This window comes from Mycobacterium sp. E735, from assembly GCF_001666955.1.
GTDB lineage: Bacteria > Actinomycetota > Actinomycetes > Mycobacteriales > Mycobacteriaceae > Mycobacterium.
Genome location: NZ_LZIX01000287.1, coordinates 1 through 15,341 on the forward strand (window position 1 = coordinate 1; position 15,341 = coordinate 15,341).

12 protein-coding genes, 1 tRNA gene and 1 pseudogene are annotated in these 15,341 nt (G+C 68.4%); 5 read left to right on the forward strand and 9 right to left on the reverse strand.

Going from position 1 to position 15,341, the window contains the following annotated elements; all coding sequences use genetic code 11:
- Positions 1-73 (forward strand): hypothetical protein (locus tag A5704_RS29420; protein ID WP_231969227.1); only part of this gene is annotated, 73 nt, incomplete at its 5' end.
- 51 nt (positions 74-124) lie between these two features.
- Here the strand turns inward: A5704_RS29420 and A5704_RS24010 are convergent.
- From A5704_RS24010 to A5704_RS24030, 5 genes are all read right to left on the reverse strand, one after another.
- Positions 125-2,155 (reverse strand): cytochrome c oxidase assembly protein, encoded by a 2,031-nt coding sequence (locus A5704_RS24010; protein ID WP_067759563.1) that lies wholly within the window; start codon positions 2,153-2,155, stop codon positions 125-127.
- A 29-nt stretch (positions 2,156-2,184) separates the two neighbouring features.
- Positions 2,185-4,542 carry a glycerol-3-phosphate 1-O-acyltransferase gene (locus A5704_RS24015; protein WP_067759567.1) on the reverse strand — a complete coding sequence of 786 codons (2,358 nt, stop codon included), beginning with the start codon at positions 4,540-4,542 and terminating at the stop codon, positions 2,185-2,187.
- Entirely contained in the window at positions 4,539-6,278 is a 1,740-nt protein-coding gene (locus A5704_RS24020) for an HAD-IB family hydrolase/lysophospholipid acyltransferase family protein (RefSeq protein WP_067759573.1), read from the reverse strand. Before A5704_RS24020 ends, A5704_RS24015 begins: the two co-directional genes overlap by 4 nt.
- A complete protein-coding gene (locus A5704_RS24025) occupies positions 6,275-7,741 on the reverse strand; it encodes a wax ester/triacylglycerol synthase family O-acyltransferase (protein WP_156737746.1) in 1,467 nt (488 codons plus the stop codon). The genes A5704_RS24020 and A5704_RS24025 overlap by 4 nt, the downstream gene beginning before the upstream one ends.
- A 139-nt stretch (positions 7,742-7,880) precedes the next feature.
- Positions 7,881-9,128: an alpha/beta hydrolase gene (locus tag A5704_RS24030; protein WP_067759580.1), complete on the reverse strand. Its 1,248-nt coding sequence runs from the start codon at positions 9,126-9,128 to the stop codon at positions 7,881-7,883.
- Between the two features lie 187 nt (positions 9,129-9,315).
- Between A5704_RS24030 and A5704_RS24035 the strand changes: the two genes are divergently transcribed.
- A tRNA-Arg gene (locus A5704_RS24035) sits at positions 9,316-9,389 on the forward strand.
- A gap of 132 nt (positions 9,390-9,521) precedes the next feature.
- Positions 9,522-10,082 (forward strand): hypothetical protein, encoded by a 561-nt coding sequence (locus A5704_RS28940; RefSeq protein WP_067759583.1) that lies wholly within the window; start codon positions 9,522-9,524, stop codon positions 10,080-10,082.
- An 8-nt stretch (positions 10,083-10,090) separates the two neighbouring features.
- Here A5704_RS28940 and A5704_RS24045 read toward each other — a convergent pair whose 3' ends face one another.
- The 4 genes from A5704_RS24045 to A5704_RS24060 form a co-directional block, all read right to left on the reverse strand.
- Positions 10,091-11,269, reverse strand: coding sequence for a serine hydrolase domain-containing protein (locus tag A5704_RS24045; RefSeq protein WP_067759589.1), 1,179 nt, complete (start codon positions 11,267-11,269; stop codon positions 10,091-10,093).
- Positions 11,266-12,735, reverse strand: a complete 1,470-nt coding sequence (locus A5704_RS24050) for a biotin carboxylase (RefSeq protein WP_067759595.1) — start codon at positions 12,733-12,735, stop codon at positions 11,266-11,268. Before A5704_RS24050 ends, A5704_RS24045 begins: the two co-directional genes overlap by 4 nt.
- 139 nt (positions 12,736-12,874) lie before the next feature.
- Positions 12,875-13,567 (reverse strand): type 1 glutamine amidotransferase domain-containing protein, encoded by a 693-nt coding sequence (locus A5704_RS24055; protein ID WP_067759602.1) that lies wholly within the window; start codon positions 13,565-13,567, stop codon positions 12,875-12,877.
- 84 nt (positions 13,568-13,651) lie between these two features.
- On the reverse strand, positions 13,652-13,900 hold the full coding sequence (locus tag A5704_RS24060; protein WP_067759609.1) for a hypothetical protein: 249 nt from the start codon (positions 13,898-13,900) through the stop codon (positions 13,652-13,654).
- 294 nt (positions 13,901-14,194) lie between these two features.
- Here A5704_RS24060 and A5704_RS24065 point away from each other — a divergent pair, with 294 nt between their 5' ends.
- Positions 14,195-14,608: a hypothetical protein gene (locus tag A5704_RS24065; RefSeq protein WP_067759614.1), complete on the forward strand. Its 414-nt coding sequence runs from the start codon at positions 14,195-14,197 to the stop codon at positions 14,606-14,608.
- A 348-nt stretch (positions 14,609-14,956) separates the two neighbouring features.
- Positions 14,957-15,341 (forward strand): annotated as a pseudogene (locus A5704_RS24070) (enoyl-CoA hydratase-related protein); the annotation flags it as partial.

A 15,341-nucleotide genomic window follows, 5' to 3' on the forward strand; every position in this document is an offset into this window, starting at 1 on the left:
ACCCACCGGCGAGCGCGCCGACTGGTGGTGGTACCAACCCTTCCAACCCCAACCACCACCATCCAACAACTAGCCCGACGTTGAGCCCCGAAACAGGTTGCTGGATAGACGAATTCGTACGTTGTCAGAGCGGCTTTGCATGTCCCGGCGTGTCACGGCGCGCCAGCTCGGCCAGCATCGCGTTGTAGGCGACCAGCTCGGCGTCGTCGTCACGGTCGGCGGCGCGGTCGAGCCGCCGGGCGGTGCGGTCGTCGCTGCGGGCCCACTGCACCAGCAGCGCGAGCATCACGATCACCAGGGGCAGTTCGCCGGCCGCCCAGGCAATGCCGCCGCCCAGCCGCTGGTCCCCCAGCAGGTCGGTGTGCCAGCTCAAACCGAGCGAGCGGTAATAGTCGGCGCCGAGCACCCTGCGGGTGCCCATCAGCACCACCCCGAAGAACGCGTGCAGCGGCAGCGAGGCGAACACCACGCCCACCTTGGCCAGCGGCGGGATCGGTCGCGGGGTGGGGTCGACGCCGATGACGATCCAGTAGAAGAGGTAGCCGCTGAGCAGGAAGTGGACGTTCATCGCGAGATGGCCCGCGTGACTGCCGACGGCGATGTCGAACAAGTTCGACAGGTACAGCCCGTAGAAGCCGGCGACGAAGAGCACGGTGGCGACGACCGGGTTGGTGAGGAACCGCGATAGGCGGCTGTGCAGCGCGGCCAGCAGCCATTCCCGCATGCCGGGCGGTTCGTCGCGGCCGGCGGCGGGCAACGCACGCAGGGCCAGGCTCACCGGGGCGCCGAGCACCAGCAGGATCGGCACCAGCATCGACAGGCCCATGTGGGCGACCATGTGGACGCTGAACATCGCCGGCATGTAGCGGCCGACGCCCGACGAGGTGACGAACAGCAACGCCAGGCAGCCCAGCAGCCAGGACGCCGTCCGGCCCGGCGGCCAGGCGTCGCCGCGGCGGCGCAGACGCACCACCGCGGCCACGTAGAGCGCGGCGAAGACGATCGCGGCGCTGCCGAAGATCAGGTCGAATCGCCAGTCGAACAGGATGCGGGCCGCGGTGGGCGGGCCGTTGAAGTCGTAGCCGATCTCGGCTTCGGGAATCGAGGGCAGCCGGCTCGGCGGCGGTGGTGGCGGGGTGCGGCCCAGCCCGACGGCGACGCCGAAGGTGAGGCCGAAGACCGCGGCCTCGGCGAGCGCCAGCCGGAGCAGGGCGCGGCGGCCGCCGGAGTCGGCCGGTTCGGCTTGCAGCCGCGCGACGGCGATGCGCCGCTGGCGCCAGCCGATGACCCCGAGCGCGCACAAAGCGAGGAACTTGGCGATCACCAGGCGCCCGTATTCGGTGGTGACCAGGTCGCCGAGCGGCACCCGCACCACGGCGTTCATCACACCGCTCAGCGCCATCGCGACCCAGCACCACAGCGCGATCGCGGAGAACCGCCGGGCCGCCAATGCGACGTGTCCCCCGCCGCGCAGCCCGTAGGCGGCCAACGCGAGCAGGCCACCGGCCCAGACACCGGCGGCCACGAGGTGGATCAGCAGGCTGTTGGTGGCCAGGTCGTGCGACCCGCCTGCCGACGAGTGGCCCGTCAGTCCCAAGGGCAGCAGGGTCAGCAACGAGCCGGCGAACAGCAGCGGCGTCCACGACCAGCGCAGCACCGCCAGGCTCGCCAGCATCACCAGCGCCGCCAGCGCCGCGGTCCAGCGCCACGCGGAGGCGGTGGTGACCAGCCCGGCCACCGACCAGATCCGTGCCGGGTCGAGCAGCGCGACCAACGGTCGCCCCGACACGTCGGAGATGGTCAGCGGCACCAGCAGCGCCGCGCACACCGCCCAGACCCCGGACGCCACCGTGCCCAGCCGAAGCGCCCGGTACCCGTCGGCGTCCAGGACGCCGCTGCGTTGCGGTGGCACCAGGAAAGCCGCGAACAGAAAGGACCCCACGGCCAGCACCGCGGCGAACTCCCCCGCGGCCCGGACGAACGGCAGCCCCAACGTGGTCGTCGGGCCCGGGTCCGGCAACCCGGTGGCGGTCAGCGCGTCGGCCAGCGACAGCGCCCCGATACCGGCCGCCGTGCATCCCGCCAGCAACGCGACGCCGATCAGCAGCGGCCACACCAGCGCGCGTGGTGTGGTCACGGACCGGTCGACCGTCATACAACCAGGGTATGGGCGCGGATCCGCGACTACCGAGCCAGGCGCTCCTCGCGGGCCTTGGCCTCGCGGGCGACGAACTGATTACGCGCGATCCGCCCGATGTAATCGGAGTCCCGCAGGATGCCCCTCAGTTCCTCCCCGAACGCGCCCCGGCGTTCGGAGAGGTCCGGGCCCGGCGCGACCAGATCCTGGTCGGCGACGACCTGATACGCGGTGGCGAACAGCAACGTCGACACCGATTCGCTGCTGCGCACCCGCGTCTGCGCCACATACTGGCGCCCCACGCCCAGTGCCGACTCCGTCAACTCCTTCTGGCCGACGTCGGCCGGCGCGTCGCGCAGCACGTCGGCGACGATCTCATAGGCCTCGAAGAACACCCGCAGCATCGCGTCAGCCATCAACGGCCGCTTGGAGAACAACAGCGCGTCGATCTCTTCGCCGCCCGCGGTGACATGGCCTTCCCAATCGTCGTGCCAGGCCATCTCTTCGGCGATGTTTTCCCGAAACGCCGCCGAGTCCGCGAAGTAGAAGTCGAACTTCAACAGGTCGCGCAGCCGCATCGCCTGATCCCAGAAGGCCCGCATGCGGTCACCCTCGACGTGCCGCGCATGCGCCAGCGCGAGCTCGACGATCGAGGTCTCCAGGAACGCGTGGATCAGCGAATTGCGGTAGAACGCGGCCGCGTGCTGCTCGTCGGGGGCGATGCGCCACACCGGCTCCCGTCCACCGTCGACCCGGGTGATCGGGTGCCCGTTGGACAACGCGTCGACCGCCGCGCGCACGCCGTCGCGCGAGCGCAGCCGCAACGCGCTCGTCGACATCGGGTTTTGCTTGCGTTCCAGGTAGTCCAGCGAATCCTGCAGGGTGTGGTGAAGCTGACCGAGCGTCAACGCCGCGCCGCGGGTGGTCAGCAGCAGCGCGCATACCAGGCCGGTGGCCGTCACCGGCGTCGCCTGCAATATCCGCCACGCGACCTCGAACGACATCTTCTGCAGCGCAAGTCGTTTGGCGTCCTGGTCCTGGACCAGCGGGCCGTGCGTCGGGCCCAGGTACTGGCGCATCGAAACGGCTTCGGGGAAGCGGACGTAGATCTTGCCGTAGTTGCGTTCGCCCTGCGCGCGGATGAAGTTGTAGAGCCAGCCCACGCCTTCGGGCGTCTTCTCGCCGCCCCGGGCGTAGGCCGCATACTCGGCGGTCTCGTGCAGCTGATCGAAGCTGATGGACACCGGCTGCAGCAGGATGTCTTCGCTGCGCCCATCCAGGTAGGCGTCGGCGACGTAGGCGAGCAGGCCCAGCTTCGGGGGCAGCATCTTGCCGGTGCGCGACCGCGTGCCCTCGATGGACCAACTCAGGTTGAACCGCTTTTCGACGATGTAACCGACGTATTCGCGCAGCACGTACTTGTAGAGCGGGTTGTCGCCGATGTTGCGGCGGATGAAGATGACGCCGGACCGGCGCAACAGCGGCCCCATCGCACCGAATGACAAGTTGATGCCGGCGAACACGTGCACGGGCGGAAGCCGGTTCTCCTGCATCGCCACCGGCACCACCGCGCCGTCGATGTAGGAGCGGTGCGAGAACAACAGCACTGCGGGGTGGGTTTCCAGGGCGGCGCGCATCGCGGCGACCTGGTAGCCGTCGTAGTCGATCTCGGGGTCGAATCCGCGGCTGAGCGCCCTCCCCAGGACGCCGACCAGGTCGACCGACACCCGGCTCCAGCCGGTGGCGAGTTCGTCGAGCATCTCGCCCGCTTCGTCGACGGTGGCGCCGGGGATCGTCTTCAGCCCGGCTCGAAATCGGCTGGACTCCAAGATCTCCGGCTTCACCAGTCGCGGAGATTTGTACTGCGGCCCCAGGATTCGGTACTCGACGCGTTCCAGCGCAAGCAGAGCGCGGCGGATGACGAACCGGGCGAAGTCGCACGAGTTCTCCCCGACGGTGATCTCGCGCCACTGCTGGCGCAGTTCGGAGACTTTGGCCGGTTCGCCTGCCACCACTCGCGCCCGCTGGGGCGCGTTGCGCATGATCTGCAGTTGCTGACGCTCGTTGGGATGGTAGGGGTCCCGGCCGGGCAGCAGGCCGGCCAGCTTCGCGATCCTGCCGCGATTGGGCGGCGGCAACCAGAACACCCGCACCGGCACGACCGCACGGTCGTCGTTGGCGTCGTTGGCAGCCTCGAGCTGCTCGATCAGCGCGGCGAGCGCGCCGGCCGGCGCGTTGGGCGGCGGCAGCTCCAGGACGTCGAATCTCGCCTCGGGCCGGTCGGCGCGCTGTTGCGCCATCCAGGCCGTCACCAGTTCCCTCTCCACCGGCGACGCCATGGACGCCAATACCAGCGAGTCTTGGCCGGTGAGCACCGCGGTGGTATCCGCGGCCGGTTCGGTCACGGCCGCCCTTCGGGCGGGGATTCCGGCGGCTCGGCACCGGCGGCCGCCTGGGCGGGCCGTTGCGCCTCACCGTCTTTGAGGACGGCCTGAGACTCGTGGGGATCCGCCTTGGCCGGCTTGGATTTCGAGGCGGCCTTCTTCGCCGGCGCTTTTCTTGCCGGTGACTTCGAACCGGCTTTAGCCGCAGTCTTTTTCGCGGGCGCCTTGGTCTTTGCAGACGACTTCTTCTCCGCGTGCAGGTCGACCTCGGGCAGCTCGTCGATCGGCCAATTGGCCAGCGTGTCCAAATACAGCTGCCGGACCTCGGCGATGCGCTCCGGCAGATTCTCGACGGTCCAGTCCTGCACCGAGATCGGCGGGAACACCGCGACGTCGACCGTGCCGGGGTTGATGACCGTGGAGTTCCTGGCGGCGACCAGCTCGGCGTTGCGGATCACGATCGGGACGATCGGGATCCCGGCCGCCATGGCGAGGCGGAACGGCCCCTTCTTGAACGGCCCGACCTCGGTGGTGTCGACCCGGGTGCCTTCCGGGGCGATCACGATCGAAAGCCCTTTCCTGGCGCGGTCTTCGACCTCGTGCATCGTCTCCATGGCCGCGGCGGGGTCGTCCCGGTCGATGAACACCCCGTCGAGCAGCCTGCCGAGCGTGCCCATGATCGGGTCCTTTTGCAGCTCCTTCTTGCCCACGCCGATCCAGTTGTCGCGCACCAATGCCCCGGCGATCACCGGGTCGACCTGGTTGCGGTGATTGAAGATGAACACCGCGGGCCGCTGTGCGGTCAGGTTCTCCTGGCCGATGACGTTGAGCTGAACGCCGGCGATCGCCAGGGACAGCTGCGAGAAGGTGGAGGTGAAGAAGTTGACGCCGCGGCGCCGATTCCGGGTCAGCACGCCGATGCCCACGGCGCCGGCGGCGACCGGGAACATCGAACCGAATCCGGCCAGGGTGCGGATCTGGCGGCGCAGACCGACCGGACCCCGGCTGTTGAACCGCAGGATCGGCCAGCCGCGGCGCTTGGCCACCGCGGCCATCTTGCCCTCGGGGTTGGTCGGCCGCGGGTTGCCGACCAGATACATCAGCGCGACGTCCTCGTCCCCGTCGGCGTAGAAGTAACTGTCCTTCAGGTCGATGCCGTTCTCGGCCGCAAACCGTTGCACCGCAGCGGCTTTGCCCGGCCCCCACAGGATCGGCTTCTGCACGCCGCCGGTGAGGATGCCGTCTTCGGTGGTCTCGAACTTATTGGTGAGCATGTTGGAGATACCGAGGAACCGCGCCACCGGGTTGACCTGGATGGTCAGCGCCGACGAGCTGAGCACCACGGTGTGGCCACGCGCCACGTGCGCCCGGACCAACTCGCGCATCTCCGGGTAGATCCGCGACTCGATCCGCTGTACGAACAGTCGCTCGCCGATCTCCTCCAAATCGTCGAGCAAGCGGCCGGCCAACGCGGCGGCGGCCTTGCCGATGAGATCCTCGAACTCGATGCGCCCGAGCGTGTGGCTCAGGCCGGCCTGAACCATGCCGAGCAGTTCGCCCACCCCCATGTCACGGCGCAGCAGCCGCTCCTGGGTGAGGATCACCGCGGTGAACCCGGCCACCAGCGTCCCGTCCAGGTCGAAGAACGCCCCGATCTTGGGACCCGGTGGGCTGGCCATGATTTCGGCGACCGAGCCCGGCAGCCGCATGTCCCCGGTCGCGCCGCCGTCGGCTCCCTGGTCTTTCGCGGCGCTCATGAGCCCGACGCCGTCCGTGCGGAGGTCGCCGGTTCGGCGAACGAGGCGGGCACCGCGCGGGGTGCCGAATCACCCGCGAGCGCCAGAATTTCGTCGAAGCCCTCGAGCAGGCATTGGGCGAACAGCGGTTCGTTGCGCACCGACGCCCTGTCGTAGCGCACGGTGATGGTGCACCAACCGCCCCGCGAGATCAGCACCACCATCATCGCGACGCCCGGCAGTGGGCCGATGCCGTACTGCCGCAACACCTTTGCACCGGCGATGTAGGTATCCCCGGGGTACACCGGGACGTTGCTGGCCTGCACGTCAGATCCGATCACCGAGCCGGTGATGCCCTCGAGGACCGCGGTCGGCAGGACGCTGAGCAGCGGTGCGACCGAACCGATGATGTTCATCGCCGGTTCGTCGCGGCGTTGCGTCATCTGCGCGCGGATCTTCTTCATCCGCGAAACCGGATCGACGGTGCCGACGGGCGCGGCCAGGTTGACACCGGTGAACCGGTTGCCGCCGGCCGTGTCGGCGTCGGCCCGCAAGTTCACCGGGACCGCCATCGGCAGCGTGCTGATCGGCACACCGAGCGCCTCGTGGTAGCGCCGCAGGGCGCCGCAGAGGCCGGCCAGGTAGGCGTCGTTGATCGATCCGCCGCCGGCTTTGGCGGCCTTGTGCAGATCGGAGAGCGGGATGTCGATCGCTTCGGTGCGGGTGGCCAGGCTGCGCCGCCGCAGCAGCGGCGACGGCTCGGCCGCCCGGTTGAGCACCCGCATCCCCGACATGGCGTAGCCGACGATCCCCGACACCGTGGCGCCCGGTTCCAGGACCGCCCGCCCGGCCGCCGAGACCGCCCCGGACACGGCGCTCAGGACGCCACCGACCACGGCGGTGGGCAGGTGGTTGATGCCTTGCCGCATCAGGTCGTTGGCCGTGAGGTCCTGCGGGATGGGCAGCGGGGGCGTCGGTTTGGCCGACGGATCGCGTTCGAGGTCATAGATTTCGGCGAACATCTGCACCCCGCCGACGCCGTCGGTGACGGCGTGGCTGACGTGCAGCAGGGTCGCGGCCTTTCCGCCGGCCAAACCCTCGACCAGGGTGGCGGTCCACAGCGGCCGGGAGATGTCCATCGGCGACTGCAGGATCACCTCGGCGAGGTTGAACACGTCGCGCAGCGTGCCGGGTTCGGCCACCCGCATGCGGCGCACATGGAATTCGAGGTTGAAATCGGGGTCCACCACCCACCGCGGTGACGCCGTCGGCAGCGTCGGCACGACCACCTTCTGCCGCAACCGCAACACCCGCCGGGAGGCGTTTTCGAACCGCGTCAGGAACTTGTCCCAGTCCGGCGTGGTGTCGAGGAGCTCCAGCGCCATGATCCCCGAGCGGGTCCGGGGATTCGCTTCGCCCCGATGCATCAGATAGTCGACCGGTCCCAGCTGGTCGGACAACTTCACGACCTCGGACTCAGTCATCGCCATCCGCCCGATGCGCCAACCTTGTCACCGTCGATCAAGCCTCCTGCCTAGGACCCACCCACCCAATTGCCACCACAACGCTAGTCGGGTTGCCGCGCTGGTGAAAGGAGCGGTCGGGCCGTACGGCGATGGCGACTCAGCTGGCCGACGTGGCGGTCAGCGGCACCGTGTCCAGCAGCGAGCTGACGCGCCGGCCGTAGATGACGCCAAGGAAATCGGCGACGGCGTCGGCGGCCAGCCGCGATCGGACCGTCGAAAGGATGTCGAACGCGTGGTGCGCGTTGGCGAGCTCGGCGTGGGCCACCGTCGCGGCGCCGGCCGCGCGCAACGCCGCGCAGAAGGTTCGGGCCTGGCCGCTGGGCACCACTTCGTCCTTCTCGCCGTGCAGGACGAAGAAGGGCGGCGCTTCACCGTGCACGTAGGACACCGGCGACGCCGCCTCGAACCGCTCGGGCTGGTCGTCGTGGCGGGCCTTCAGCACGAACTGCTCCAGGAACGGCAGCATCAGCGGGTGCATGTTGTCGAAGTCGGTGAAGTCGTACACGCCGTAGTAGGGGGCGACGGCCTGGACCGTCGTGTCGGCCTCTTCGAACCCGGGCTGAAACGCCGGGTCGTTCGGGGTGAGCGCCGCCAGGGAGGCCAGGTGTCCACCGGCCGACCCGCCGGTGATCGCGATGAAGTCGGGGTCGCCGCCGTAGTCCGCGATGTTCTGGCGGACCCACGCGATCGCCCGCTTCACGTCGATGAGGTGCGCGGGGAACGTGGCACGCGGGCTCTTGCAGTAGTTGATCGAGACGCAGATCCAGCCGAGTTCGGCCATGCGGCTCATCAGCGTGTAGGCCTGCACCCGTTTGTCGCCGACGGTCCACGCCCCGCCCGGAACCTGGATCAGCACCGGCGCCCGCCGCCCCGGTGCGAGGTCGTGGCGCCGCCAGACGTCGAGCAGATTGTCGCGGCCGCCCGGGCCGTAGGAGATGTTCGAGGTCTGCGCGGCGTAGCGGCGGTGCGGCCCGGGCCGGCCCAGCATGCCGCCGCGCGGGGCGCAGACGGGCTGGGTGGCGCCCGGGTGGCACACCTGCTCGCGGAAGTCCGGGCCGAAGGACTCCTCAAGCGCGGAGGTGAGGGCCCGATCCGCCCGCTGCGCCGCCCAGGCGGCGCCGACGCGGCCGATCGACGGGTGCGAGACGCGCGACAGCGCGTGGCCGGTCAGGACGTGCGGGGGAAACTCCGTGGACAGCCAGCCGGCGAGACAGCCCAGCGCGAACGGCGAGCCGCGCAGCAACAGCGTGCCGGCCCGGTAGGCGTCCATCGCATCGGCCGCCAGGCGTGAGGCCTGGTTACTGGCCCACGAGCACCGTGAAGTCAAGTGCGTGGTCACGCTCATAACAACGCCACCCCTCGACGTTATGCACACGCTCCGTTGCGGTGAACGGCCGATGACCGGCCGGTGTTCTACGTGTGTCGAGGGTCCCAACCATAGCCGATACATGCGGTGCGCGAACGCTTTTCACGCGCGCCGCGGCGGCGAGTCGTGGCGCGACACGCCGTTGGAATAGACTGACCTGCACATTGCCTCCGTAGCTCAGGTGGATAGAGCAAGGGCCTTCTAATCCCTAGGTCGCACGTTCGAGTCGTGCCGGGGGCACTCCGACCGGTATGACCTCGGCTGATGGTTGACGGCTCAGTTCCGGCCCGAGGTCAAACTTCCTAATTGGTGCCGGCCAGACGACTGGTCAGAGGCGTTTTGGTGCGGCGGCGTTGCGGGTAACCACCGAGGGTGCGCGCGGAATCCGTAATTGCCGCACCCGCGGTCGCGGTGGCGATCGCCGCATACTCGTGTCCCGTCGGTTCGGCCGACCCCGCGCCCGAGAATCCACCGTTTCCGATCGGTCAGCTCGGAGTGCCCGCGCATGCGCGGGCGGCCGACGGTGCGACCGCGGACATCACCGTCGACAGTGCGACGCGGTTACCGCCCGGGTGCGCCTCTCATTTTGCCAATCCGGCGTCTGACCCCGGTTGCACGGTAGTGGAGTTGACCGTCACCGCGACGTCCCATCAGTTCTTCCAATTCGACCGCGATCACGTCTTCGCCGGATACGGCGGCGGCGACCAGCCGATGACTCATACCGACAATGCGCCCGAACCGGCAACGTCTGCGGTCGACTTCCAGAGGTTCGACAAGATGCCCCCGCTGCAATCGGGCGGCCTGCACGACGGGCAGAGCACTCATGGGTTCGTCGGCTTCGTTATGCCCACAGCCGGGGACCTGTACATCACGGTCAACGATCCCTCGGATCCAGCGCCCTACACCGAAGCGGGCTTTATCGTCCACACCTGACGGGCCAGCTAACCGGTGACTCCGGCCAGTTCGTTCGCCACCGCATCGAACGCGCGCAACGTGTCCAACATGTGCGGCTCGTGCGAGTGGGGCTGGGTGGACACCTTGGCGGCGACCACCTCCGCCGCCCGGTTGACGTAGACCATCTGGCCGCACATGCCCAGGCACAACACGACATTGGCACCCGGGTAGGGGAACCACATCTGGTTGCGGTACATCCCGCCGGGCAGGTCGGTGTCGTGGTCGGGGCTGGCGGCGAACGCCTCCCGCGAGTCGGGCCCACCGTCGAAGGTGTCGGCGAGCCACGCCGCCGGTACCACTTGTTGGCCGGTCAACGAGACCCCGTCACGCAGGAACAGCGAACCGAACCGGATCAGGTCGGTCAGGCAGGCGTTGACGCCGCCGTCGAAGAAACCGGTGCCGGCCGGGTCGACGGCGATGGTGGCGTCGTACTCGGCGCCGATGCGGCTCCACAGCAATTCCGACATCAGCTCCGGCATGCGTTGTCCGCCGGCGGCCTCACAGATCCAGCCGAGTACGTCCGTTTCACACGAGCGGTACTCGAACGGGCCGCCGTGCACCGACTTCTGCCGCAGCGTCAGCAGGAACTCACGCAACGTGGCGGGAGCATCCGCGTTCCGCCGCGGCGCCCACCCCATCGCCTGGTCAAGCAGGTGAATCTCGGCGGCCGGATCGTCGTAGTTTTCGGAAAACTTGATACCCGACCTCATGTCCAGCAAGTGGCGCACCGTCGCACCGGCGTAGCCACACGTCGCCAGGTCGGGAACGTACGCCGTGACCGGCGCGTCAAGCTCGATCGCGCCGGCCTCGTGCAGCGCGCCCGCGACGGCGCCCACCAGCGACTTGCTCACCGAGAACAACAGGTGCCGGGTGTTTGGCGCCATGACGTGGAGGTACTGCTCGGCCACCAGCGACCCGCGGTGGGCGACGGCCCACCCGTCGGTTGCCGTGGCGGCCATGACCGCGCCGACGGTGGTGGCCGACCCGTCGGTCCCGGCCAGGCCGATCTCGGCCACCGGAGCGCCGGCGGCGGGCAACGCGGCGACCGGCCCCGTCCCGCGCGGGATCAACGCCGTCGGCACGAAATCTTCGACATGCTGGAACGACCAATGCGAATAGGGCGCCGCCAGCCAGTTGTCCAGGGAGATACCGGCCGGGGCGCTCACGCGCGCGCGACGAGCCGAGAGACGATCGGCGCGGCCGGCGTCAGGGGCGTCGAGGTGAACTTCGCCTTCATGCCCTTGACCCAGCGCTGGCAGCGGTCGCTCAGCTGATAGTCGTCGGTCTGCAGGTGCGAGCGGGTGACGAGCACGCCGAGTTGGGCGCCCTCGGACCGTAAGTCGCCGGGCGCCGCGACCCGCATGTAGAAAGCCTCGGAGCCATCGAGCAGCGTGGCCCAGTCGTTTGCGGTGCGCGAGAAGGAAACCCGGCCTTCGTCGTCGAGGCGCCAAACCCCGGTCCGCGGCGTCGCGGTGAAGATCTCGATGTCCGGCGAGGTCTCGGTGATGATCACCTGGCCCCAGACCTCGTCCTCGCCGTAGCCCCGCTCCCAGCGCGCGTTGATCTCGTCGATGTCGAGCTCGTAGTCCACGTCCATGTACTCGAGCAGGTGGAAGAGGAACAGCGGCATGTCGGCGTAGGCCTCGGTGGTCAGGTTCGTCATCGGGCTGGCGCCACTCAGGCGTGGGTTCACCTCGCCGAGGTAGAGCTCGTCGGAGTCGAGGTCGTGCAACAGGTCCACCTCGAAGTAGCCGAGGTATCCCTCGCGGCGCATGACGTCGCCGAGCTTTGTCACCATTTCCCGCGCGGCGTGCGTCTGGGCGGGTGGCAGCACCTCGTGCCAGATGTCATTGCCGCACCAGCTGCCGCGGCTCGGCGTCAGCTCCGAATATCCGACGAGGCTCGTCATCGCGGGTCCGACCACGGTGCCGTGGCGGGTCACGGCTCCCTCGAGGCACACCTCCACGTTGCGGATCCGCTTCATTACCTTGAGGTCCTGCCCGACCAGGTCGCCGGCATGCTGGTCCCAGTCGCGCTGACCGTGCACGAAGAACGTCCCGCTGCCGGCGTTGCCGTAGGCGATCGAGATGACCAGGTCGTCTCCCAAGCCGGAGCCTTCCGCGAGCGCCAACAGTTCGTCGTAGGAGCCGGCCCGCCCGATCGTGTTGGGCACGCTGGGCACCCCCGCCTCGTCGGCCAGCCGCGTCATCACGATCTTGGAGCCCAGCCGATTGCGCAGCTCGATCGGCGGATGCATGACTTCGAGGCCGGCCGACCGGGCGAGGGCCTGGATCTCCTCGTTCATCATGACAAAGCAGCACTTGCCGCCGGGACCTTTGCCGGCGATGAACTCGAGCGTCTCGGGATCGGACAGCAGGTGGCTGCAGACGTCGTCCATGGAATCGAAATCGCGCCGGTCGCGTCGCCGGGGCACGAACACGCGCGAGTGGGTGCCCTCGAACGAGTCAAAGTAGGTCAGGTAGAAGAAGTTTCGTATCCAGCGGTCGACGCCGAGCAAGTTGAACGGCGTCGGCGAGACGAAGAACAGCGGGACCTTGTTCGTGTGGAAGAACGCGCGGATGTCCGAGAGGCCTCTCAGCGGGCCGCGCCGCTCCGGTTCGGACACCCTCACGCCACCCGCGCCGACATCGACGCCCCGGGCGAGGGCGGTGCGGTCAGCGCGTCGGCGTTGCAATCACATACCGTCATTCCCCAAGTGTGGACCCGCGCTAGGCCGCGCGAAAGTGGAACGCCGGGGGCGCCGGCACTCCCTAGCCGAGTTCCTTCATGAACTCCTTAGCCAAAGGCCCAGCGGAGGCGGGGTTCTGGCCCGTGAACAGATTGCGGTCCTTCAGCGTGTAGGGCTTCCAGCGTTCGCCACGCGAGAAGTCGACGCCCATCTTCACCAGCTCGTCCTCGGCCGTCCACCGCGCCTTTTCCAGCAGCCCGACGCCGTCCTCTTCGTCGTTGGTGAAGGCCGTGACCTTGTAGCCGGCGAACGGTGAAACCCCGTTTCGCCGGGTAGCCATCATGGCAACCGGCGCGTGGCAGACGATGGCCAGCGGCTTGCCGGAAGCGAGCGCCGCGATCAGCAGCCGGCCCGAGTCGGCGTCCTGCCACAGGTCCTCCATCGGGCCGTGCCCGCCCGGGTAGTAGACGGCGTCGTAATCGTCGACCCGGGCGCTGGCCAGCTCGATGGGGCGGCGCACCTCCTCAGCCGATCGCAGGATCTCCTCCAGCTCTAGGGCGATCTCTTCGCTGCCGGCCATCGACGGACGCAGGCTCATCACATCCACGTGTGGGACAACGCCTTTCGGTGTGGCCACCACGACCTGGTGACCGGAGCCGGTGAGCTCGCGGTACGGGGCCGCGAATTCCTCGGCCCAATAGCCCGTCGGATGCCGCGTGCCGTCCTTGAGTGTCCAGTAGCTCGCGCCGGTCACCACGAACAGAACCTTCGCCATCGCGCATCCCCTCGTCAGCGTGCACCGGACCGGCCCACCCCAGCGTCGTCCATCACACGGGCCGTGTGCAACCGCTGGCCACCGCTACGACGCCGGTGCGAGCTGCCAGACGAGGTCACGCTTACTGGCGGTCGCGCGGTCGCACGACACCATATGGCCGCTGGCGTCCTTGGAGGTCACATTCCGCATGGAACACGGGTGACCCGCCGCAGGCTTGTTCGCGGCGATGAGAGCCAGACCGAGCCCGATCAGGGCGGCGATCACGGCAGAGACAATCCCCAGGCGGATGTAACCGATTTTCTTGTCCGTGTTCTTCTCCGCCACGGTTCGCATGGGGCGCTCCTGCCGTCGATGCCTTGGATGGGTTGGGCCTTCTGTGCGGCCCGGCATCAGCATCGGCGGTAGGCCTTGGCAGATTCTCAAAAGCTCCTTGACGCCCCCACGCGCCCGGTCGCCCCGCCGGAATACACAGCGGCGTAAATGGCTCTTAACAAGTGCCGCCGCGCCGTCGTCGCCCAAAGTTTGCCAATTGGACGGCTAAGGAATAACAATTGGCGTGTCGTGCGAGCAGATGACGCCTGCAGGGGGATCATGACTTAGGGCGTCTCTATTCGAGGGGTGGTCGATGTGACGTCGGACGACTGGCAACCGGTGGTGCGAGTTGGCGAACCAAAGTTCGTAGCCGGCCTTGGCAACAGGATCAAAGTTGAGGTCAAGACGCGGGGGTGGCTGAGCCGAGACTGGCGCCGTTACTTCGGTCTGCAGGTATCACAGCAACGGCTCGATGCCAGGTACTCGTCGTACCCGTGCTGGGACGAGGTGCAGCGCATCGAGGGGACGTGTGCCGTCGACGAGGCGGAGCGTTACATCGAAATGATCGATGCCGCAATCCACTACGCGAACACCAGGCTGCGGCACGATACGCTGCCAAAGACGGTGATGCAGGGGACGCTGCGGGACCAACGTGTATGTGCGGTGCGACGTCGCCAAGCGGCGCTCGATCAGCTGGCCAAGAAGTTGGCACGGCCCGAGGCTGGGTGAGGCCGCCGGCGAGGGATCCGGCGGCGAGGCAGTTTCACCATTAAGCCACTTAATTATCGCCATGTAATCAAACACGCGGGATAGAACACCCACCGCCGAACGAAAACGCAATCGCGTCGCGCAACCATTCTTCGAAAACTCGACCGGGCCGCAATGGCACTCGCGTCCTCCCGGTTAAGCAAATCACCGGCGGGCAGACGCAATACGATTTCGTTAATTGACTTGAGCGCAGCAAAGGGGCGCACCGACGACCATGCCTGCGCAGGCGGCGCAGTACCCTTACCGTGCCCGGAGTCGCAGCATCCGTATGTCCCCGGACCCGTCAAACCCCAAGCCGCGGAGGTGCCGATGGCCCGATCCGAGCCCGTCTTGTCCACCGTCGACAATCGCGTCGCGCTGATCACCGTCAACGACCCCGACCGGCGTAACGCGGTGACCGCCGAGATGTCGGCGCGCCTCCGCGCCGCCGTCGAACAGGCCGAGGCCGATCCTGAGGTGCACGCGGTGGTGATCACCGGCGCCGGCAAGGCCTTCTGCGCGGGGCGCGGACCTCAGCGCGCTCGGCGCCGCGGGCGGCGATAAAGCCGAGACCGGCCTGCAGCAGCTCTACGACGGCTTCATGGCCATCGGTGGCTGCCGGCTGCCCACCATCGCCGCCGTCAACGGCGCGGCCGTCGGCGCGGGTCTGAACCTCGCGTTGGCCGCCGATGTGCGCATCGCGGGCCCGGCGGCC

Excerpts from the sequence above, each read along its gene's own strand:
- A5704_RS24010 (WP_067759563.1), bottom strand. The coding sequence starts at position 2,155 with ATGACGGTCGACCGGTCCGTGACCACACCACGCGCGCTGGTGTGGCCG.
- A5704_RS24020 (WP_067759573.1), bottom strand. The coding sequence starts at position 6,278 with ATGAGCGCCGCGAAAGACCAGGGAGCCGACGGCGGCGCGACCGGGGAC.
- A5704_RS24025 (WP_156737746.1), bottom strand. The coding sequence starts at position 7,741 with ATGACTGAGTCCGAGGTCGTGAAGTTGTCCGACCAGCTGGGACCGGTC.
- A5704_RS24030 (WP_067759580.1), bottom strand. The coding sequence starts at position 9,128 with ATGAGCGTGACCACGCACTTGACTTCACGGTGCTCGTGGGCCAGTAAC.
- A5704_RS24055 (WP_067759602.1), bottom strand. The coding sequence starts at position 13,567 with ATGGCGAAGGTTCTGTTCGTGGTGACCGGCGCGAGCTACTGGACACTC.
- A5704_RS24060 (WP_067759609.1), bottom strand. The coding sequence starts at position 13,900 with ATGCGAACCGTGGCGGAGAAGAACACGGACAAGAAAATCGGTTACATC.